The sequence below is a fragment of the Streptomyces sp. NPDC031340 genome (assembly GCF_055569945.1).
Window position 1 is genome coordinate 225,384 of record NZ_JBVIIE010000001.1, and the last position, 17,188, is coordinate 242,571.

The window sequence follows — 17,188 nt, forward strand, 5'->3', positions numbered from 1 at the left end:
GGTGCCGGGGACTTCACTCTTCGTTCATTTCGCGGCAGCCCTCCCGCACATACGCACCCCTACCGTCACGCTCACACCAAGGGCATGCAAGGGGAGAGCAAAGTGCGCAAGCTGCTGCCGATCGTCGGGACGCCGTCCGGCTCGCATCCGGGTGGGCGATCCGCCCTGACCTGTCGTTTCCGGTGTGGTGACGCCTGTTTCCACGAGGTGCCCAACACCAGCTCCAACGAGTACGTCGGCGACGTCATCGCCGGTGCCATCGGCCGCCGCTCGATGATGCGGGCCGCCGCCGTCGTCACCGTGGCCGCCGCGGCCGGTACGGCCGGCCTCGCGACCGCCCGCCCGGCGCAGGCGCAGGCCGCCGAGGCGGCGGGCACGCGGGCCGCGGGCGCGGCCTCGCACGCCAAGCCGGTGTCGAAGGCGGCGCGCGGGCTGCGGTTCGACCCCGTCGCCCCCAACACCGTCGACGCCGTCGTCACCCCGGACGGGTACGGCCAGAACGTCGTGATCCGCTGGGGCGAGCCCATCCTGCGCGGTGCCCCGGCCTTCGACCCCGACAACCAGACCGCCGCCGCGCAGGCCGGGCAGTTCGGGTACAACAACGACTTCCTGGCCCTGCTGCCGCTGCCCGGCGAGCACGGCCGGCAGCTGCTGGTCGCCAACCACGAGTACACCGACGAGATCCTGATGTTCCGCGGCTACGACCCGGCCAACCCGACCCGGCAGCAGGTCGAGGTCGCCTGGGCCGCGCACGGTCTGGCGGCCGTGGTCGTGGAGGAGGACCGGAGGACCGGCAGGCTCACCGCGGTGACCCGGCACGCCCTGAACCGGCGCGTCACCGCCACCACCGAGTTCCGGCTGACCGGGCCCGCCGCCGGCAGCGACCTGCTGAAGACCTCCGCCGACCCGACGGGCACGAAGGTGCTCGGCACCCTCAACAACTGCTCCGGCGGCACCACCCCGTGGGGCACCACCCTGCACGGCGAGGAGAACTTCAACCAGTACTTCGCCAACGGCAGCCGCGCCACCGACAAGCGCTACGGCATCGGCACCGGCGCGACCGAGCGCAAGTGGGAGCGGTTCGACAAGCGGTTCGACGTCGCGCAGGAGCCGAACGAGGTGCACCGGTTCGGCTACGTCGTCGAGTTCGACCCGTACGACCCGACGTCCACGCCCCGCAAGCACACCGCGCTCGGACGGTTCAAGCACGAGGCGGCGACCGTGCGGCTGACGGCGGACGGCCGTCCGGTCGTCTACTCCGGCGACGACGAGCGGTTCGACTACTTCTACAAGTTCGTCGGCAGCAAGCGGATGAAGCACGGCTCCTCGCGCGCGGTGCGGGAGCACAACCTGTCGCTGCTCGACGAGGGCACCCTCTACGTCGCCCGGCTCACCGGCGACTCGCCCGCCGCCGAGATCGACGGCAGCGGCGCGCTGCCCTCGGACGGCGAGTTCGACGGCAGCGGTCAGTGGATCCCGCTGGCCACCGCCACCGCCGAGGGCGCCGTCTCGCACGTCGAGGGCATGACCGCCGAGGAGGTCTTCGTCTTCACGCGGCTGGCCGGTGACAAGGTCGGCGCGACGAAGATGGACCGGCCGGAGGACATCCAGCCGTCCCCGCAGACCGGCAAGGTCTACGTCGTCCTCACCAACAACACCAAGCGCGGTGTCGGCAGCGAGGCCAAGGCCGACGAGGCCAATCCGCGCAACGCCAACAAGCACGGGCACATCCTGGAGCTGACCGAGCGCCGGAACCGTCCCGAGAGCACCGAGTTCGGCTGGTCGCTGTTCCTGGTCGCGGGCGACCCGGACGACCCGGCGACCTACTTCGCCGGGTTCCCGAAGGACGACGTCAGCCCCATCTCCTGCCCGGACAACGTGGCCTTCGACCCGCACGGCAACCTGTGGATCTCCACCGACGGCAACCAACTCGGCTCGCACGACGGGCTGTTCGGCGTCGCCACGCGTGGTGAGCGGCGCGGTGAGCTCAAGCAGTTCCTGACCGTGCCGACGGGCGCGGAGACCTGCGGTCCCATCGTGCAGGACCGGCGCGTGCTGGTCGCCGTGCAGCACCCGGGCGAGATCGACGGGGCGTCCGTGGAGAAGCCCGCCAGCACCTGGCCCGACGGTGCCGGCCGGATCGTCCGCCCGGCGGTCGTGGCGGTGTGGCGCAAGGACGGCCGCGACATCGGCGTCTGAGGCCTGCCCGAGCGAGGGGCCCGGTATAGGGGGTGCGCCCACCCCTGCCGGGTCCCTTCTTCCGAGCGTCAGGCATGCCCGTGCAGCGCGATGTCCACGAGCAGCGCGCGGTGGTCGGTGCCGGCCAGGTCGAGGTCCGCGCCGTGCGCGGCAGCCGGTCATGGACATGCTGTTACGCTCCCCTCACGCGCGTGGGGGGATTTGGCCGGGGGGCCGGGAAAGCCAGGGCGTCGCCGCACGTCCCGCCATGCCTTCTTCTTGCCTTTCAGGAGGAATGGTGGTCCGACCCGGCCGACCCGGCCGCAGACCCGTTCTTGGTCCCCGTTCAGCACGCCTCGGCCCGTCGGCGGCACGTACCGCGGCCGTCCTGGCGACGGCGCTGACTCTCGGCCTCCCGCTGGCCGCGGTACCGCACTCGGCGGCAGCCGCGTCGCAGTCGGCCGCCGAGGTCGTGCTGCCCGCCGCACCGCGTGCCGTCCCCAGGTACACACAGATCCTCAACGCGGGGACCAGCGGTTTCCTGTGGGCCCAGGAGGGCGACGACCGGTTCCTGTGGACCGATTACGCCACCGGGACCACCACCGCGCTGGAGCAGCTGCTGGACGTCCCGGTCCAGTACGACATCGACGGCGGTTACCTGGAGGGCAATCCCTCCTTCCAGCCCGGCTACTACGGGGACGGGTCCGACACCGTCGCCCTCTACTCGGAGGAGGACTCCCAGGTCACCCTCCTCCAGGGCGCGGGCGACTCCGGCGGCAGCGTCGTGGTGCCGGTGCCCGAGTACCAAACCTACGAGGGCACCTTCGGTTCCACCGTCCTCACCAGCAACAGCATCGGCGTCAGCGGAAACGCGACCGCCTATCAGTTGTGGCGGGTCCAGGACGGGGGCGGGGTCGTGCAGACGCCCGTGACCGGGCTGCCGGCCGCGTCCCGCATCGTCGTCGAGGACGGCGACCCCAGGTCCGTCATCCTCCGCTACGAGACCGGCGACGAGGGATTCGCCCACTGGGGCATCGTCGACCTCACCACCGGTGCGTACAGCCCGCTGCCCGACCGGGTCTCCCCCGACGACCCCTGGGAGGTGACCGGCTTCAAGCTGGGCGCCGACTCGGTGCTGCGGCTCCGCGGCGGGCGCTCCAAGGCCGATCTGTACGACCGTGACGACCTGGCCAAGGCGCCCCGCACCTTCGACACGGGCTCCCTGACCTACCGGGCCGGCTACGGGATCGTCGGCGACGCCCTGCTCGGCGTCGAGCCGATGTCGCCCGGCGACAACAAGTACCGGGGCCAGCCGCTGTGGGCGCTCACGACCGACGGCACGGACACCGACCTGACCAAGGTCATGGACCCGGCCGCCCAGCAACTCGTCCAGGCGCCGGACGGCTCCGTCCTCGTGGCCGGGGCGGAACGGTACGTCGGACAGGGCGACCTCGACTGGGGCGTGTACCGCGTGGCCCGGGGCGCCGACGGTTCCGTCACCCGTGACCGCGTGACCGCCGTACAGCCGATGCCCGCGCAGGTCCACGGGCTGTCACTCGGCAGCGGCATCCTCACCACGGCCGACAACAGCACGCTCTACGAGCCGGACACCATCCGCGGCGCCTACCGCAGCACCTGGTTCACCACGGGCGGCACTCCGAGCGTGGCCCGGACCACGGTGGACGGGCTGGTCAGCGGACAGGACGGCGACTGCACCGACGGCACCGGCCACTGCATCCGGATGTTCGCCGACGGCACCGGCCGCCACGGGCGCCGCCATTCCACCGAGTCGGGCCTGACCATGCTGCGCACCAACGGCGCCAAGGACTGGGGCCCGACCCTCGACACGGGCGACTCCGACCCGCAGCTCAAGGACCTCTCCGGACGGTACGCGGTCGTCGACGGCGCATCCTCCGGCCGGCAGTACATCGGCGAGTTCGCCGACGGCTCGCCCGGCAAGGTCCTGCAGAAACGGGACCGGGTCGCCGCGGCGGTCTGGGGCAACACGCTGTGGAGCGGCGCGGCCACCGGAGGGAAGGTCACGGCGACCCGGCTCCCGTCCGGCACCGCCGTGGAGTCCTTCACCACCCGCAACGGCTGCACCCCGTCCGATCTCCAGGCCGTGGGCCGCTGGGTCTACTGGACCTGTGAGGACGCGTGGGGCACCGCGCAGGGGTCGGGCGTCTACGACCGTGCGACCAAGCGCACCGCCACCGCCCCGTCGGACAGGGTTCTCCTCGGCGACGGTTACCTCGTCGAGCGCGTCGGCGGCATCGGGGCGAGCAGTGGGCTGAACCTCGTCGACCTGCACGGCGGACTGCCGTCCAGCGGCGATCACACGGAACTGCCGAGCCGCAAGCTGGCCGACTGGACCGACATCGGCCGGGACAACCTCTGGGCCGGTCTGAACTGGACGGTGGACCGCTTCGGCGGCGGCGTCGCCTACGTCGACCGCGAGCAGCGCGTCCACCTCGTACCGACCGGCGTTCCGGCGTCCGCGCTGTCGGCCGTCGACTCCACGGTCACGTCCGGGGCCGCTAGCTGGTCCGGCACCTGGTGGCTGTCGAAGCCGGCCGCCTCCTGGACGGTGACCGTCCGCCACAAGGCGTCCGGCGCCACCGTGCGCACCCTGTCCGGCTCCGAGGCCCGAGGCCTGCTCAAGGCCGCCTGGGACGGCAAGGACTCCGCGGGCCGCCTGGTCGCCAACGGCGCCTACACCTGGAAGCTCATCGCCCAGCCCGCCGACGGCCAGGGCGCCGCCCTCAGTCTCTCCGGCAGCGTCGCGGTGACGGCCGGAGCGGCGGCACCGCGCGACTACGCGGGCCAGGACGGGATCGGTGACGTCCTGACCCTCGACTCCTCCGGCACCCTCGCCGTCCGGCGCGGCACCGGCACGGGCACGCTGGGCGCCAAGGTCTCCGGCGCCGGCTGGCCCACCACCGCGAAGTTCGTGCCGTTCGGCGACCTCGACGGCGACCGCTGCAACGACGTGCTGGTCCGGCTGAGCAGCGGTGCCCTGCGCGCGTACCGCCCGGCCTGCGGCAAGGCGGCGACGCCTGCCACGCCGTACACCTCGCTCGGCACCTCCGGCTGGAACCAGTACGACGTGCTGACCGCGCCGGGTGACGTGAGCGGTGACGGCCGCCCGGACCTGATCGCCCGGAACGCCTCGACCGGCTCTGTCCACCTGTACAAGGGCACCAGCACGGGCAAGCTGTCGGCAGGCGTGAAGCTCTACGCCGACTGGCGGACGTACAAGAAGGTCGTCGGGGCCGGTGACCTCGACGGCGACGGCATCGGCGACCTGCTCGCCCAGGACAAGTCGAACAACCTGTACCGGTACGCCGGCACCGGCAAGGGCACGTTCAAGGCCCGCGTGAAGGTCTTCTCGAACTGGGGCGCCTCCTACAACGCCCTCGTCGCGGCCGGTGACCTCGACGGCGACGGCAGGACGGACCTCGTCTCGCGCGACACCAGCGGCAACCTGTACCGCAACAGCGGAGACGGCAAGGGGTCGTTCGGTGGCCGCACGAAGATCGCGACGGGCTGGCAGGGGTACCGGGCCGTGGTGTGAGCACCGGCCGCGGGGTGCTTGCGCCCGCGGCCGGGCTCCGGGCTCCGGGCTCCGGGCTCCGGGCTCCGGGCTCCGGGCTCCGGGCTCCGGGCTCCGGGCTCCAGGCCCGGGCCCGGCCGCGGGCAGACACCCCCACGCCGTCCCGTTGCCGCGTTCCCGCCGGGGGCGCGAGTGCGTGGGGGTGTCAGGTTCTCAGGCGGGTCGGCCGGGCGGGGGCCGGGTGCGGGGCGGGCGCGGCGGGTTCTCCCCGGCTTCTTCCGAGAGGGCCCGGGCGGCCGGTGAGCCAGGCGGTGAGGGCGACCGTCAGGCCGAGGGCGACCAGCAGCCAGGACGCCTCGCGCAGGGGGGCGGTGAGGGCGTCGTAGACCGCGCCAGCGGCTGTCTCGTGGGACGGTTCGGGCAGGTCGGCGAGGGTGAGGCGGCGGCCGATCGCGATGGCGAGGACGAGCAGCGCACCGCCCAGCGCGGCGCCGAGCGCGGTCGCGGTGACCGCGCGGCGGCGGCAGCCGGCGACGGCGATCCCGGTGACGGCGAGGACCACGGACGCCGGCGGCAGCCAGAAGCCGGCGACCTCCAGTACGCGGAAACCCGTCCGGAAGCGGTCCAGGTCCTCGGCCGACACCACGGGCACCTCGGTGTGCTGGACCGGGATGCGGTCGGCCAGCGGCATGTGCTCGTCGGCCAGTTTGCGCTTGACCTGCGCGGTGACGGGCGCGAGGTCGACGGTCACCGCGCGCTCGCCCTCGCGGTCGTCGTCGCGCAGGGCGCGCAGCACGGCGTCGTGGACGGCCCGGTTCCCGGCGTCCCACGCCGTGCGGTAGGCCTCGGTCCGGGTGAACGAGCGCACCGCGTCGTGCACGAACGGGCGCACGCTGCCCCGCATCGGCCGGACGTCGAACCGGTCGTCGACCTCGTCCACGATCCCGGCGCCGACGGTCTCCGCGACGGCGTTCCGCACGGCCGGGTCCGCCGCCAGCGGCGCCAGCGTCGCGACGTACCGGCCGGTGTCGGCCAGCCCGTAGGCGGCCCAGGCGGCCAGCGCGCCGAACGGCGCGAGGAGACAGGCGAGGGCGATCAGGGCGGCCGACAGGACGCCACGCAGTCGTGAAGGCACCCTCCCAGGCAACGTCCCCGCCCCACCCCCCGCGACCCCAACGCCCGCAAACGGGTGCCCCCGCCCATGCGGGCCGCGGGGCCGGGGGACGTGCGGCCGCGGGGTCGCGCCGCCGCGGCCGCGCTGCCGCCGGGCTGTGCCGCTGCGGGGGCGCGCCGCCGCCCGGTCGTGCCGTTGCCGTTGCCGCTGCCGCTGCCGCTGTCGGCGTCGGGCCGCGCCGTCGGGCGCCCGGCCGCCCGCGCGGCCGGCCGGATCGTCACTGTCGGCCGGGCGGCGGCGCGGCGGTGGGGTTCGTCAGCGGATGCGGTTGCCCGCTGCGTCCTCGCGTGTGTAGTAGCGGTAGAAGAAGACGGCGAAGACGCCCGCCGTGACGGCGAGGCCCAGCGCCACGCACTCCAGCACGGACGCGCTGCTCTGGTTGAAGAGGAAGGCGATCGCCGCGCCGGCGAACGCCGACTTCGTCAGCGAGTGCAGTTCCCGTTTCAGCCGCGGCGCGAGGACCGCCACGGCGATGCACAGCACGATGAACACCAGCGCGGTCACGACGCCGAACAGGAGATTCCAGCCGGTGATGGGGCCGCCGGCGCGACGGTTCGCCGCCGCCCAGTAGCCGTAGAGGAGCCCGAGGGCGACGGGTACCCCGTACCGGGCCGCCGTGTGGACGCGTTCGTCGAAGACGTCGGGTGTGCGAGTGGGCCTGACCAGTTCGCCGCGCCTGGGTGCCGCGTGCGTCATGGGAGCACTCCTTCCTCCTCGCCCCGGTTTCCAGGGCACACCGGCCCGGGGCTCCTGGCAAGTCGGCGGACGGAACCGGTTCCCGCCCCGGATGCGCGGGGGGCGGGCGCGTGCTTCGCTGGGGCTCATGAGCGGGCGGGTGCCGAGGAGGGCGGCCGGCGGCCGGGCTCCGCTCCCCCGGGTGCCGCGGGCCGGGCGCGAGGACGTGCTGTACCGGCACCAGCTGCTGCGCGTGCGCGGGCGCAGCGTCGCCTGGGTGCCGCCGCTGCTGCTGCTCGTCGGCATCATGGCCGTCGACATCAACACCGGTGATTTCCGGATCAACTCCTGGATCGTGCTGGTGCCGGGCATCGCCGCCGCGATCTGCGGGCTGTGGGGCACGGCCGCCTTCGCCGCGCTCGCCCTCGGCGCGTACGTCATCGGGGACCGGTCCTGGCCCGACCAGTACCAGAGCGGCCTGCCCGACTTCATCCTGGTCGCCGTCGGCGGCGTCCTCGCGGTGCTGGCCTGCGCGGTGCGGCTGCGCGGCGAGCGCCGCATGCTGCACATGCGGGACATCGCCGACACCACCCGCCGCACCGTGCTGCGCCCCCTGCCGCCGGTCTGGGGCGGCCTCGAGCACGCGGCCGTCTACCTCGCCTCCGACGTCGAGGCACGGGTCGGCGGCGACTTCTACGACGTCCAGCCCGGCCCGCACGGCACCCGCGTCCTGGTCGGCGACGTCCAGGGCAAGGGCCTCGCGGCGGTCGAGGCGGCGGCCGCGCTGCTCGGCGCGTTCCGCGAGGCCGGCTACCACGAGGCATCCCTGACGACGATCGCCGAGCGGCTGGAGACCCGGATGATGCGCCACCACGAGCACACCACGGCCCTCGGCCGGGACGACGGCGAACGTTTCGCCACCGCCGTGCTGCTCGGCTTCCCGGAGGACTGCCCCGGCGCGGTCGACGTCGTCGTCTTCGGCCACGAACCGCCGCTGATCGTCGGCCCCGCGGGCGTGCGCGCCCTGCCGCCCGGCGACGGCCTCCCCCTCGGCCTCGGCGATCTGACCGACGAGGGCCCGCCCCCTGTCCGCCGGGTGCCTTTCGGCCCCGGTGAGACCCTGCTGCTGACCACCGACGGCGTCACCGAGGCCCGCAACAGCGACGGGGTGTTCTATCCCCTCCCCGTTGACGTGGCCGGCGCCGTCGCCGCCGACCCGGGCATCGCCGCCCCGCGGCGCCTGGTCGCCCTCGTCCGCGACGACACGCTGCGGCACTGCGGCAGGCGGCTCGCCGACGACGCGACGATCTTCGCCGTGCGGCGCGTCCCGCCCGGGCGACCCGGACGGGTGCGTCTGCCGTCCTGAGGCCCACCTTTGCACCCGCAGCGGTTACGGTGCTGCCGTACGTGATCGACGGGGGATGGGGAGGGAACGATGCCCGGAACCGTGCTGCTGCTCGCCGCATCGCCGGCCGGCAAGGGGTGCCTGGTGGACGCCGCGTCGGTGCTCCCGGTCCTCGCGGCGGTCCCGCCCGCCGTGCTGTCCGGCACCGAGACCGCGAACGTCGTCGAGCTCGCCGACCCCCTGGAACCGCAGGCCGTGCTGACCCGGCTGCGGGCCGCCGCGGCCGCGACCGGTCCGCTGACCGTGTTCGTCACCGGCCAGCTCCAGCTCGACCGCCGCCAGCGCCTGCCGCACCTCGCGCTGGCCCGTACGACGCCGGCCACCGTCCGCTACACCGCCCTGCCCTGGCACTGGATCCGGGAGGAACTGCGGCTGCGGGCGGCCGGGTCGACGTCCCTGGTCCTCGACCTGCACGCCGATCCGGAGACCTGGGAGTGGCTGCGGGTGAACCCGCTCGATTCGGGACCCGGCCACGCCGTTTACGGTCGCATCGCGCCGCCGCCGGGCCGGCGCGCGGTGGCCGTGCCGGCGTACATGAAGGCGGTGGCGACGATCCTGCGCAGCGGGCACCGGCCGGAACTGGCGGACCTCCACCAGCAGGCGCTGGCCCGGCTGGGCAGCGACGGCCACGGCTACGGAGACCTGCTGCTGGCGCCGGCGTCGGCAGCCGTGCCGGCAGCAGCGCCGACAGCCGCGTCGGCGGCGGCGCCGGTGGTGGCGGCGCCCGCGCCCTCGCCGAGGCCGACCGGCGCCGGGGGCCCGGCCTTCGTACCCCGGCCCGCCGAGCCCGCCGAGCCCGTCCAGCCCGTCCAGTCTTCAGAGTCCCCCGAGTCCCCGGAGTCCCCGGAGTCCCCGGAGTCCTTCGAGCCCGCACAGCCCTTCGACGGGGACGCCCGTCTGCCCGGACGGTCCGGTCCGCAGGCGCCCGGGGGGTCGGACGCCGCCGCGGCGGACGTCGGCGACGACCCCCACGCCGCCATCTCCGACGCCGTCCGGTCCGGGCGGCACGCGGACGCCGACAGGCTCGCCGCCCGGCACGAACAGGCCGCCCTGGACGCCCACGGGCCCGGCTCCGAGGAGGCGCTGCACTGGGCCGAAGTACGGGCCGACCTCGCGATGTTCGCCGGTGACCCGGCGCGCAGCTGCCGTACCTGGCTGGCGGTGGCCGCCGCGCGGCTGTCGGCCGGGCAGGCGCCGGACGCGCCGGCCGTCGAGGCGGCCGTGGACCGGGCGCACCACCAGTGGGGGCTGATCGACGACCCGGCCGGCGCGCGGGAACTCGGCTCCCTGCTGGCCGACCTGCGCTCCCGGGTGCCGGGGCGCCGGGAGGGCGCGCTGGAGCATGTGCGGCGCCAGCTCGGTCAGTTGCAGACACAGGGCTGAGCCCCGGTCGCCGAGCCGGTCGCGGACGCCGGATCGGACAGACCCTCCCCGGGGCGGCGGCCTGGGTGTCATGATGGTGTGTCATGGCTGAGGGGGATGGAGTGGCCGACCACGGGATCCGCGTACGGCTGGACCGGACGGCGAGCGAGAGCGACGTCGTCGCTCTGAAGAAGTGGCTGGAGCGGGAGGCCCCGCTCGACCAGTTCGCGCGCACCGGCGAGTTACGCATCGACATCCGCAGACGCACGGACGCCGAACCGGGCGCCCCGATGGGCTTCGGTTCGGAGATCGTCGTGGCGCTGGTCGGCGCGGGCGCGTCCGCCGTGTTCAAGGAGCTGTTGCAGCAGGTGAGGCTCGCCGTTCACGCCTGGCAGGCCAACCGCCGGGACGTCGAGAACGGTGAGCCGCCCGGCGCCGACGTCGACGGTTTGGGACCCGACGGCAGGTAGGCCGCCCGGTGAGCCGCTTCGACGCGCGTGGCAAGGGGAACCGGGCGCTGCTGGTCGGCGTGTCCGAGTACGACCACACGAAGCCGCCGCACGGGGTGCCCGGCGACCTCCCGGCCGTACGGCACAACCTGGACCGGCTGCGGGACGTGCTGCAGCGGAGCGGGGTGTTCGGCGCGAGCGAGCTGGTCCTGCTGCGGTCGCCGTACACGCACGACTTCGAGCACCAGCTGCGCAGGGTCGCCGAGGAGGCCGAGGGCCTGCTGCTGGTGTACTTCGCGGGCCACGGGGCCATCCCCAGCGCGGGCGACGAACTGTTCCTGCAACTGCGGGGCGCCGGCGTGTACGCGGGCGAGGAGGCGGTCTTCCCCGGCGCCGAGATGTTCACCACGGTGCTGGGCATGCTGGGCACCAGCCGGGCCGAGCGGATCGTGGTGGTCCTCGACTGCTGCTTCGCGGGCAACGCGGCCTGGATCTGGGAGCACCTCCCGGACCGGCGGCGGGTGCTGCTGCTGACGAGCGTGCAGGCCAACCACCGCATCGACGCGGGCGATCCGGCGACGCCGACGCCGTTCACCGCCCTGCTGGCGGAACTCCTCGACCGTACGGGGGAGGTGTGGTTCGGCCGGCTCGCGGAGGACTTGCGGGCCAGGATGCGGGCGGCGCGCCTGCGGACGGTACGGGACCAGCCGTGGGAGCCGCTCAGCCGGACGGAGCCGGGCGAGGACGTCCTGCTGTCCGCCCGCGGGGTGCCCCGCCCGGGAAGCCCGGTGCAGACACCGCCCGGCCCACCGGCCTCATCCGGCCCGGACCCCCGCGACCCCGGCCTGTCCGGCCCGGACCCCCGCGACCCCGGCCTGTCCGGCCCGGACCCCCGCGACCCCGGCCTGTCCGGCCCGGACTCCCGAGACTCGGGCTTCGCCGGTCGGGACTCCCACGACCCTGGCTTGTCGGGGCCAGATTTTCGCGACTCCGGCTCCTCGGGCCCAGGCTCCCGCGACCCGGGCTTATCGGGCCCAGGTTCCCGCGATCCCGGCTTCTCGGCGTCGCGTCCCCGCGATCCGGGATTTCCTGGGTCGCGTCCCCGTGACCCGGGATTCCCTGGGTCGCGTCCCCGTGACCCGGGATTCCCTGGGTCGCGCATCCGTGACCAGGGCTCCCGCGACCCCGGCTTCCCCCGATCCGGCTCGGGCTCCGGCTCCGGCTCCGGCTCCCGCGATCCGGGTCCCCCGGGGACGGTCTTCCCCGGCACGGGCGCCTCCGGCTCGGGCCCTTCCGGCTCGGGTTCCCCCGGCGGGGACGCCTCCGGCCCAGGCGCCCCCGGCTCCGGACGGTCCGGGGCGACCGTGTCCCCGCCGGTTTCCGGTGGGGCCGGTCCGACCGGTCCGACCGGTCCGGCCGTGGCCCCGCCCGGCTCCGTTCTGCCCCACCCGGGCAGGGCACTCCTCGCTCTCCTGCGGGCTCCCGCCACGCTCCTCGCCGCCTGGTACCGGCGACTGCGGCCGGCCGGGCGGATCACCCTGGTGCTCGCGCTGCTCGCCACCGGGCTCGGGTCCTGCGCCCTGTCCGCGCTGCTGGCCGACGGCTCCTCCTGCGCACCGCCCCTCGAACTGCGCGTGCTGACCGACCCCGACCTGGAGGCCACCGTGACCGCGGCCGCCGCCGCGTACCTGACGTCGGACGCGAACACCGACGGCGACGGCTGCCGGCGCAGCGGCGTCACCGTCTACAGCGCGGGCTCCGCCGACGCGATCACCGCGCTGCGCCGGCAGACCGAGGCCTGGCAGGAACCCCCCGACGAGGACACCAACCCGCAGCGCGACGTCGGCCCGCAGCCGGACGTGTGGATCCCGGCCTCGCCCGCCGACGTCGCCCGGGTCACCAAGGGCCAGGACACCGACACCCTGGCCCGCCTGACGCCGGCCGCCGAGCCGCTGGCGTACTCGCCGATCGTGCTCGCCGTCCCCACCGGCATCGCCGCCGAGTCCCTGGGCGACCGCATCCGGCCCACCCTGTCCCAGCTGCTGAAGGGCCTGCACGAGCGCGCCCAGGACGCCGAGGTGCGCCGCCCGGACCCGGAGTTCACCGACGCGGCGCTGCTCGCCACGACGGGCCTGTACGGCACCGGCACCGACCCGGCCCACGCCGAGCAGCAGGTCGCCCCGCCGGGCCCGCCGTCCCGCACCGCCGCCGACCTGCTGTGCGCGCTGCCCGACGACGACACCGTCGACCAGCGCACCGCCGCGCTCGTCCCCGAGTTCCTGATGAAGACCGGCCTGGGCTGCGACCGTACGAGGCGCACCCCGCGGACGGCGGAGTACCCGGGCGACGTGCCCGGCATCAAGCCCACCTTCGTCCGGGTCCGCTGGACGGGCGCCGACCGGGACGAGGAGGCGCGCGGGACGGCGGCCGGCCGGTTCCGGGACTGGCTCGCCGGCCCCGGCGGCCGGTCCGTGTTCGCACGCGACGGCTTCCGCGCCGCCGACGACGTCCGGGACCTGCTCGATCCCGACCACGTGGCCCCCGGCGTGCTGCGCGCACCCTCCCCGCTGACCGAGGCTTCCGGACAGCGGGCGATGGACACCACGCTCACCCGGTACCGGAACGCCCAGGAGCCCGGCCGGGTGCTGTTCCTGCTCGACAGCTCCAGGTCCATGACGGACCAGTGGAAGGGGGCGAGCGGCGCTCGCGGTCTGCTGAAGCAGTCGCTCGGCGGGCTCGGCGACCGGGACGAGTACGGCGTGTGGTCGGTGGCCGGCACGACGGACGGTCGCCCGTACGAGACGCTCCTCGGCTTCGGGCAGCACCGGCGCAAGGACGCCGAACGCGCCATCGACGCCGCGAAGGTCCACGACGCCGAGGCCGACCCGCGCGCCGCGCTGCTCGCCGCGCTCAAGGACATGGCCGACCGCCGCGCCCACGACGACCGCCCCCAGCTGATCGTCTACATCACCGACGACGAGGACAACTCCCGGCTGACCGGCGGGGGCGGCATCGACGACGTGCTGAACGGGATCCGTACGGCGAAGGTGCCGGTGGCCATGGTGTCCGTGGCGAGCGGCGGCTGTGACCGGGGCAGGCCGGACGCCCGGATCTCCGCGGCGAGCGGCGGGCGCTGCCTGGACGCCGACGACGACCTCGGCGCGGGCCTGACCGACGAGGTCGCGCGCATCGGGACGGGGGACGACTGATGGCCGTGCGAGACGTATCCGTACGACGCCCGCGAGCCCCGCACGGCACGCGAGCCGTTCGAAGCGCGCGGGGCATGCGGGTCTTGCGGGCCGTCGGGCGGATCGCGGCGCTGCTGGCGCTGCTCCTGTCGGCCGCCTGCTCGGGCGGGCCGCAGCCGCCCTCCGACGAGGAGGTGCCCGGCCAGATCGTGATCGCCAGCGGCCGGGACGTCACCGGCAAGAACGGCGTGCGCGAGCAGCTCATCGACGCCTGGAACCGGCAGCAGGACCAGCAGCACACCGGCTACCGCGCCCGGCTGGTCGAACTGCCCGGCAGCGCCGACGAACAGCGCAGCCAGTTGCTCGGCGCCCTCCAGTCCGGCAGCGCGACCTACGACGTGGTCAACCTGGACGTGACCTGGATACCGGAGTTCGCCGCCGCGCACCTGGTGCGCCCACTGCCGGACGGCATGATCGACCCCGACGTCATCCCCTCCGTGGCCCGCACCGCCCGCTGGGACGGACAGGTGTACGCGGTCCCGTTCAACAGCGACGTCGGCCTGCTCTACTACCGGCGGGACTGGCTGGTACAGGCCGGCGTGCAGCAGACCGACCTGAGCCGCGGCATCAGCTGGACCCAGCTCGACACCCTGATCAGCGACGTGAGCGACGTCCGGCCCGAGGGCTACGAGGACGGCTGGACCACCCAGCTCGCCGCCTACGAGGGCCGTACGGTCAACGCGGTGGAGGCGTTCGCGACGGCGGTGCCGGGCCTGTCCCTCACCGACGCCCACGGCCGCTACACCGGCGACGTCGACCGGTTGAGGCGGGGTGTCGAGGAGCTGCGCCGGCGCACCGACGGGCCCTACCTCCTGCCGGACGCCGTCCACTCCGACGAGGCGGCCTCACTGAGCGACTTCGCCGACGGCCGCACCGCGTTCCTGCGGCACTGGCCGTACGTCTACCGCTCCCTGTTCCAGAACTTCACCGAGCAGCAGATCGGTGTGGCCCCGCTGCCCGGACGCGCGGTGCTCGGCGGCCAGAACCTCGCGGTGACCGCCTCCTCCCGGCGGGCGACGAAGGCCAAGGAGCTGATCTCCTTCCTCACCGGCAAGCAGAGCGAACGCTGCCTGCTGGACGCCGGGTTCGCGGCGACGCGGGAGTCGGCCTACACGGACGACGCGGTGCGCTGCGCCACCGCTGCCACCCCCTCGCCCTCGCCGACCGGGGAGCAGGCCGACCGGATGCCCCGCGACACGGCGGGCCGGCCCGAGTACGCGCGCGGCATCCTGCTTCCGGCCCTGAAACGGGCCGTGCAGCGTCCGCGCACCCCGCTGTACGGCGCCTTCACGCAGACCTTCACCGCCCAGCTCGGCGCCCTGTTCGGCGACAGCCCGCCGGACGCCGAGACGCTGGCGAGAAGGCTGGACGAGGCCCTCCGCAAGGCCCTGCCGGACGGAGGGGGCTGACCGGAACCGGTGGGACCGACTGGGCAGAGGGACCGGCGGGACCGACCGGAGTGGCCGCCTGTCAGCCGCCCTGGGGAAGGTGCCGGACGGTCAGCGGGCCGGCCGTCGGCCACAGGTCCGCCGCCTTGGCCGGACCGGCGTTGGCGGCCAGCAGGAGGGCGACCACCGCGACGACGGCCGCGCCGAACCCTCTGGCGTGACGCTCGGAGATGTGTCGGAGCACGGCAACCTCTCAACGGCATCGCGTCAAACGTGTTTGATCCGCCGTTTAACCTAGGGGCGGGCGCGGGGCAACGGCAAGAGTCGCAGGGGGAGTTGGGCGATGCAGGACCGGGACGATCCGGAGACCGTCGGGCGCCGGGTGCGGCGGTTGCGGGCGGAACGCGGGATGACGCAGGAACAGCTCGCCGAGCCCGCCTACACGCCCGCCTACATCTCCACCGTGGAGGCCGGGCGGGTGCGGGCCTCCGAGGCGGCGCTGCGGCACATCGCCGAGCGGCTCGGGGTGGCGTACCGGGAACTGGTCACCGGGCGTCCGGCCGACCTCGCCACCGACCTGGGCCTCGGGCTCGCCGAGGCCCGGCGCACGCTCGCCACCGGGGAGGCCGCGCGGGCGGCCGAGCAGTACGCCGCGCTGCTCGCCGAGGCCGAGGAGCACGACCTCGTCGACGCGCAGGCCGCCGCCCTGCTCGGACTCGGCGAGTGTGCCCTGGACGCCGGCGAACTGGCCGCCGCCCGCCACCACTTCGAGCGTTCCGAGCGACTGCTCGCCGGCCTGCCGCTGCCCGCCCGGGTGCCCGCCCTGCGCGGACGCGCCGTCTCCCACTACCTCGCCGGGGAGCTCCGTTACGCCGTCCACCTCCTCGAGTCCGCCCTCGACGAGCTGAACCGGGGCGGACCGCACGACCCCGACGCGCTGCTGCTGCTGTACGTCGGCATCATCGGGCCGTACATGGACATGGGCGCGCACGCGCGGGCCGCCCGGGCCGCCGAGTCCGCGCTCGCGCTCGCCCCGCAGGCCGGCGACCCCGCGCTGGTCGCCCGCATGCACCGGTCGGTCGCCCGCACCCAGCTCGCCGAGGGCCGCGTCGCCGAGGCCGACGCCTCCCTCGCCAAGGCCGCCGAGCTGTACCGGACGCTGCACCTGCGGACCGAACTCGCCAACTGCCACTGGATGCGCGGCTACGTGTACGCGCAGAACGGCGAACTCGCGCGCGCCGAGGAGCAGTTGCGGCAGGCCCTGGCCATGTTCGCCGCCGGGCGCGCCGCCCTCTACGGCAGCCAGGCCGCCGTCGAGCTCGCCGACGTGCTGCACCGGCGCGGGAAGTCCGGGGAGGCGGCCGAACTGCTGCACCACGTCCTCAGCGACCTCAGCCCCGACCGCGGCGCCCTGCACTCCGCCGCCGCCCACCGCCTGCTCGGCATCATCGCCGAGGACGCCCGCGACACGGAGGCCGCCGAGGAGCACTACGTGCGCGCCCTGAGCCTGCTGGAGCGGGCGGGCGCAGCGGGCGACCTGGCCGATCTGTGCCGGCTGCTCGGCGACCTGCTGCGCCGCACCGGCCGGGTGGAGGCGGCGCTGGACGCGTACCGGACGGGGCTCGGACACCGCAAGGCGCCCGGCACGACCACCCTCGGACCCGCGCCCGCACAGCCTCCGATGTGACCCGTCGGGACCGGTGCCGGCCGCCGCGACGCTCGCGGCGGACGAGGCAGCCGCCGTATCGGCGCCGGA

11 protein-coding genes are annotated in these 17,188 nt (G+C 74.7%); 8 read left to right on the top strand and 3 right to left on the bottom strand.

What is annotated here, in order from left to right; all coding sequences use genetic code 11:
- Positions 1-102 precede the first annotated feature (102 nt).
- Complete coding sequence (locus ACZ5GT_RS01015; protein ID WP_469012146.1) at positions 103-2,199, top strand: PhoX family protein; 2,097 nt, start codon at positions 103-105, stop codon at positions 2,197-2,199.
- A 274-nt stretch (positions 2,200-2,473) separates the two neighbouring features.
- Positions 2,474-5,752 carry an FG-GAP-like repeat-containing protein gene (locus ACZ5GT_RS01020; RefSeq protein WP_469012149.1) on the top strand — a complete coding sequence of 1,093 codons (3,279 nt, stop codon included), beginning with the start codon at positions 2,474-2,476 and terminating at the stop codon, positions 5,750-5,752.
- A gap of 184 nt (positions 5,753-5,936) precedes the next feature.
- On the opposite strand, the gene ACZ5GT_RS01025 is transcribed toward ACZ5GT_RS01020, so the two are convergent.
- Together ACZ5GT_RS01025 and ACZ5GT_RS01030 are read right to left on the bottom strand one after the other, a co-directional pair.
- On the bottom strand, positions 5,937-6,866 hold the full coding sequence (locus tag ACZ5GT_RS01025; protein WP_469012152.1) for a hypothetical protein: 930 nt from the start codon (positions 6,864-6,866) through the stop codon (positions 5,937-5,939).
- 294 nt (positions 6,867-7,160) lie between these two features.
- Complete coding sequence (locus ACZ5GT_RS01030) at positions 7,161-7,601, bottom strand: hypothetical protein (protein ID WP_469012155.1); 441 nt, start codon at positions 7,599-7,601, stop codon at positions 7,161-7,163.
- Positions 7,602-7,728: 127 nt separating this feature from the next.
- Between ACZ5GT_RS01030 and ACZ5GT_RS01035 the strand changes: the two genes are divergently transcribed.
- The 5 genes from ACZ5GT_RS01035 (at position 7,729) to ACZ5GT_RS01055 (ending at position 15,453) form a co-directional block, all read left to right on the top strand.
- Positions 7,729-8,946, top strand: coding sequence for a PP2C family protein-serine/threonine phosphatase (locus tag ACZ5GT_RS01035; RefSeq protein ID WP_469012160.1), 1,218 nt, complete (start codon positions 7,729-7,731; stop codon positions 8,944-8,946).
- A gap of 69 nt (positions 8,947-9,015) precedes the next feature.
- Positions 9,016-10,368 (top strand): hypothetical protein, encoded by a 1,353-nt coding sequence (locus tag ACZ5GT_RS01040; protein ID WP_469012163.1) that lies wholly within the window; start codon positions 9,016-9,018, stop codon positions 10,366-10,368.
- A gap of 83 nt (positions 10,369-10,451) precedes the next feature.
- The gene (locus ACZ5GT_RS01045) at positions 10,452-10,817 is read left to right on the top strand and encodes a hypothetical protein (protein ID WP_469012167.1); all 366 of its coding nucleotides are present in this window, start codon (positions 10,452-10,454) and stop codon (positions 10,815-10,817) included.
- Positions 10,818-10,825: 8 nt separating this feature from the next.
- Positions 10,826-14,005 carry a vWA domain-containing protein gene (locus ACZ5GT_RS01050; protein WP_469012171.1) on the top strand — a complete coding sequence of 1,060 codons (3,180 nt, stop codon included), beginning with the start codon at positions 10,826-10,828 and terminating at the stop codon, positions 14,003-14,005.
- A 74-nt stretch (positions 14,006-14,079) separates the two neighbouring features.
- Complete coding sequence (locus ACZ5GT_RS01055; RefSeq protein WP_469012173.1) at positions 14,080-15,453, top strand: extracellular solute-binding protein; 1,374 nt, start codon at positions 14,080-14,082, stop codon at positions 15,451-15,453.
- Positions 15,454-15,514: 61 nt separating this feature from the next.
- Here the strand turns inward: ACZ5GT_RS01055 and ACZ5GT_RS01060 are convergent, their stop codons facing one another.
- A complete protein-coding gene (locus tag ACZ5GT_RS01060; RefSeq protein ID WP_469012176.1) occupies positions 15,515-15,676 on the bottom strand; it encodes a hypothetical protein in 162 nt (53 codons plus the stop codon).
- 99 nt (positions 15,677-15,775) lie between these two features.
- Here ACZ5GT_RS01060 and ACZ5GT_RS01065 point away from each other — a divergent pair, with 99 nt between their 5' ends.
- The gene (locus tag ACZ5GT_RS01065; RefSeq protein WP_469012178.1) at positions 15,776-17,119 is read left to right on the top strand and encodes a helix-turn-helix domain-containing protein; all 1,344 of its coding nucleotides are present in this window, start codon (positions 15,776-15,778) and stop codon (positions 17,117-17,119) included.
- Positions 17,120-17,188 lie beyond the last annotated feature (69 nt).

What these genes read in the sequence shown, in the direction of transcription:
- ACZ5GT_RS01040 (WP_469012163.1), top strand. Translation starts at nt 9,016, where the DNA reads ATGCCCGGAACCGTGCTGCTGCTCGCCGCATCGCCGGCCGGCAAGGGG.
- ACZ5GT_RS01030 (WP_469012155.1), bottom strand. Translation starts at nt 7,601, where the DNA reads ATGACGCACGCGGCACCCAGGCGCGGCGAACTGGTCAGGCCCACTCGC.
- ACZ5GT_RS01020 (WP_469012149.1), top strand. Translation starts at nt 2,474, where the DNA reads ATGGTGGTCCGACCCGGCCGACCCGGCCGCAGACCCGTTCTTGGTCCC.
- ACZ5GT_RS01035 (WP_469012160.1), top strand. Translation starts at nt 7,729, where the DNA reads ATGAGCGGGCGGGTGCCGAGGAGGGCGGCCGGCGGCCGGGCTCCGCTC.
- ACZ5GT_RS01045 (WP_469012167.1), top strand. Translation starts at nt 10,452, where the DNA reads ATGGCTGAGGGGGATGGAGTGGCCGACCACGGGATCCGCGTACGGCTG.
- ACZ5GT_RS01055 (WP_469012173.1), top strand. Translation starts at nt 14,080, where the DNA reads ATGCGGGTCTTGCGGGCCGTCGGGCGGATCGCGGCGCTGCTGGCGCTG.
- ACZ5GT_RS01065 (WP_469012178.1), top strand. Translation starts at nt 15,776, where the DNA reads ATGCAGGACCGGGACGATCCGGAGACCGTCGGGCGCCGGGTGCGGCGG.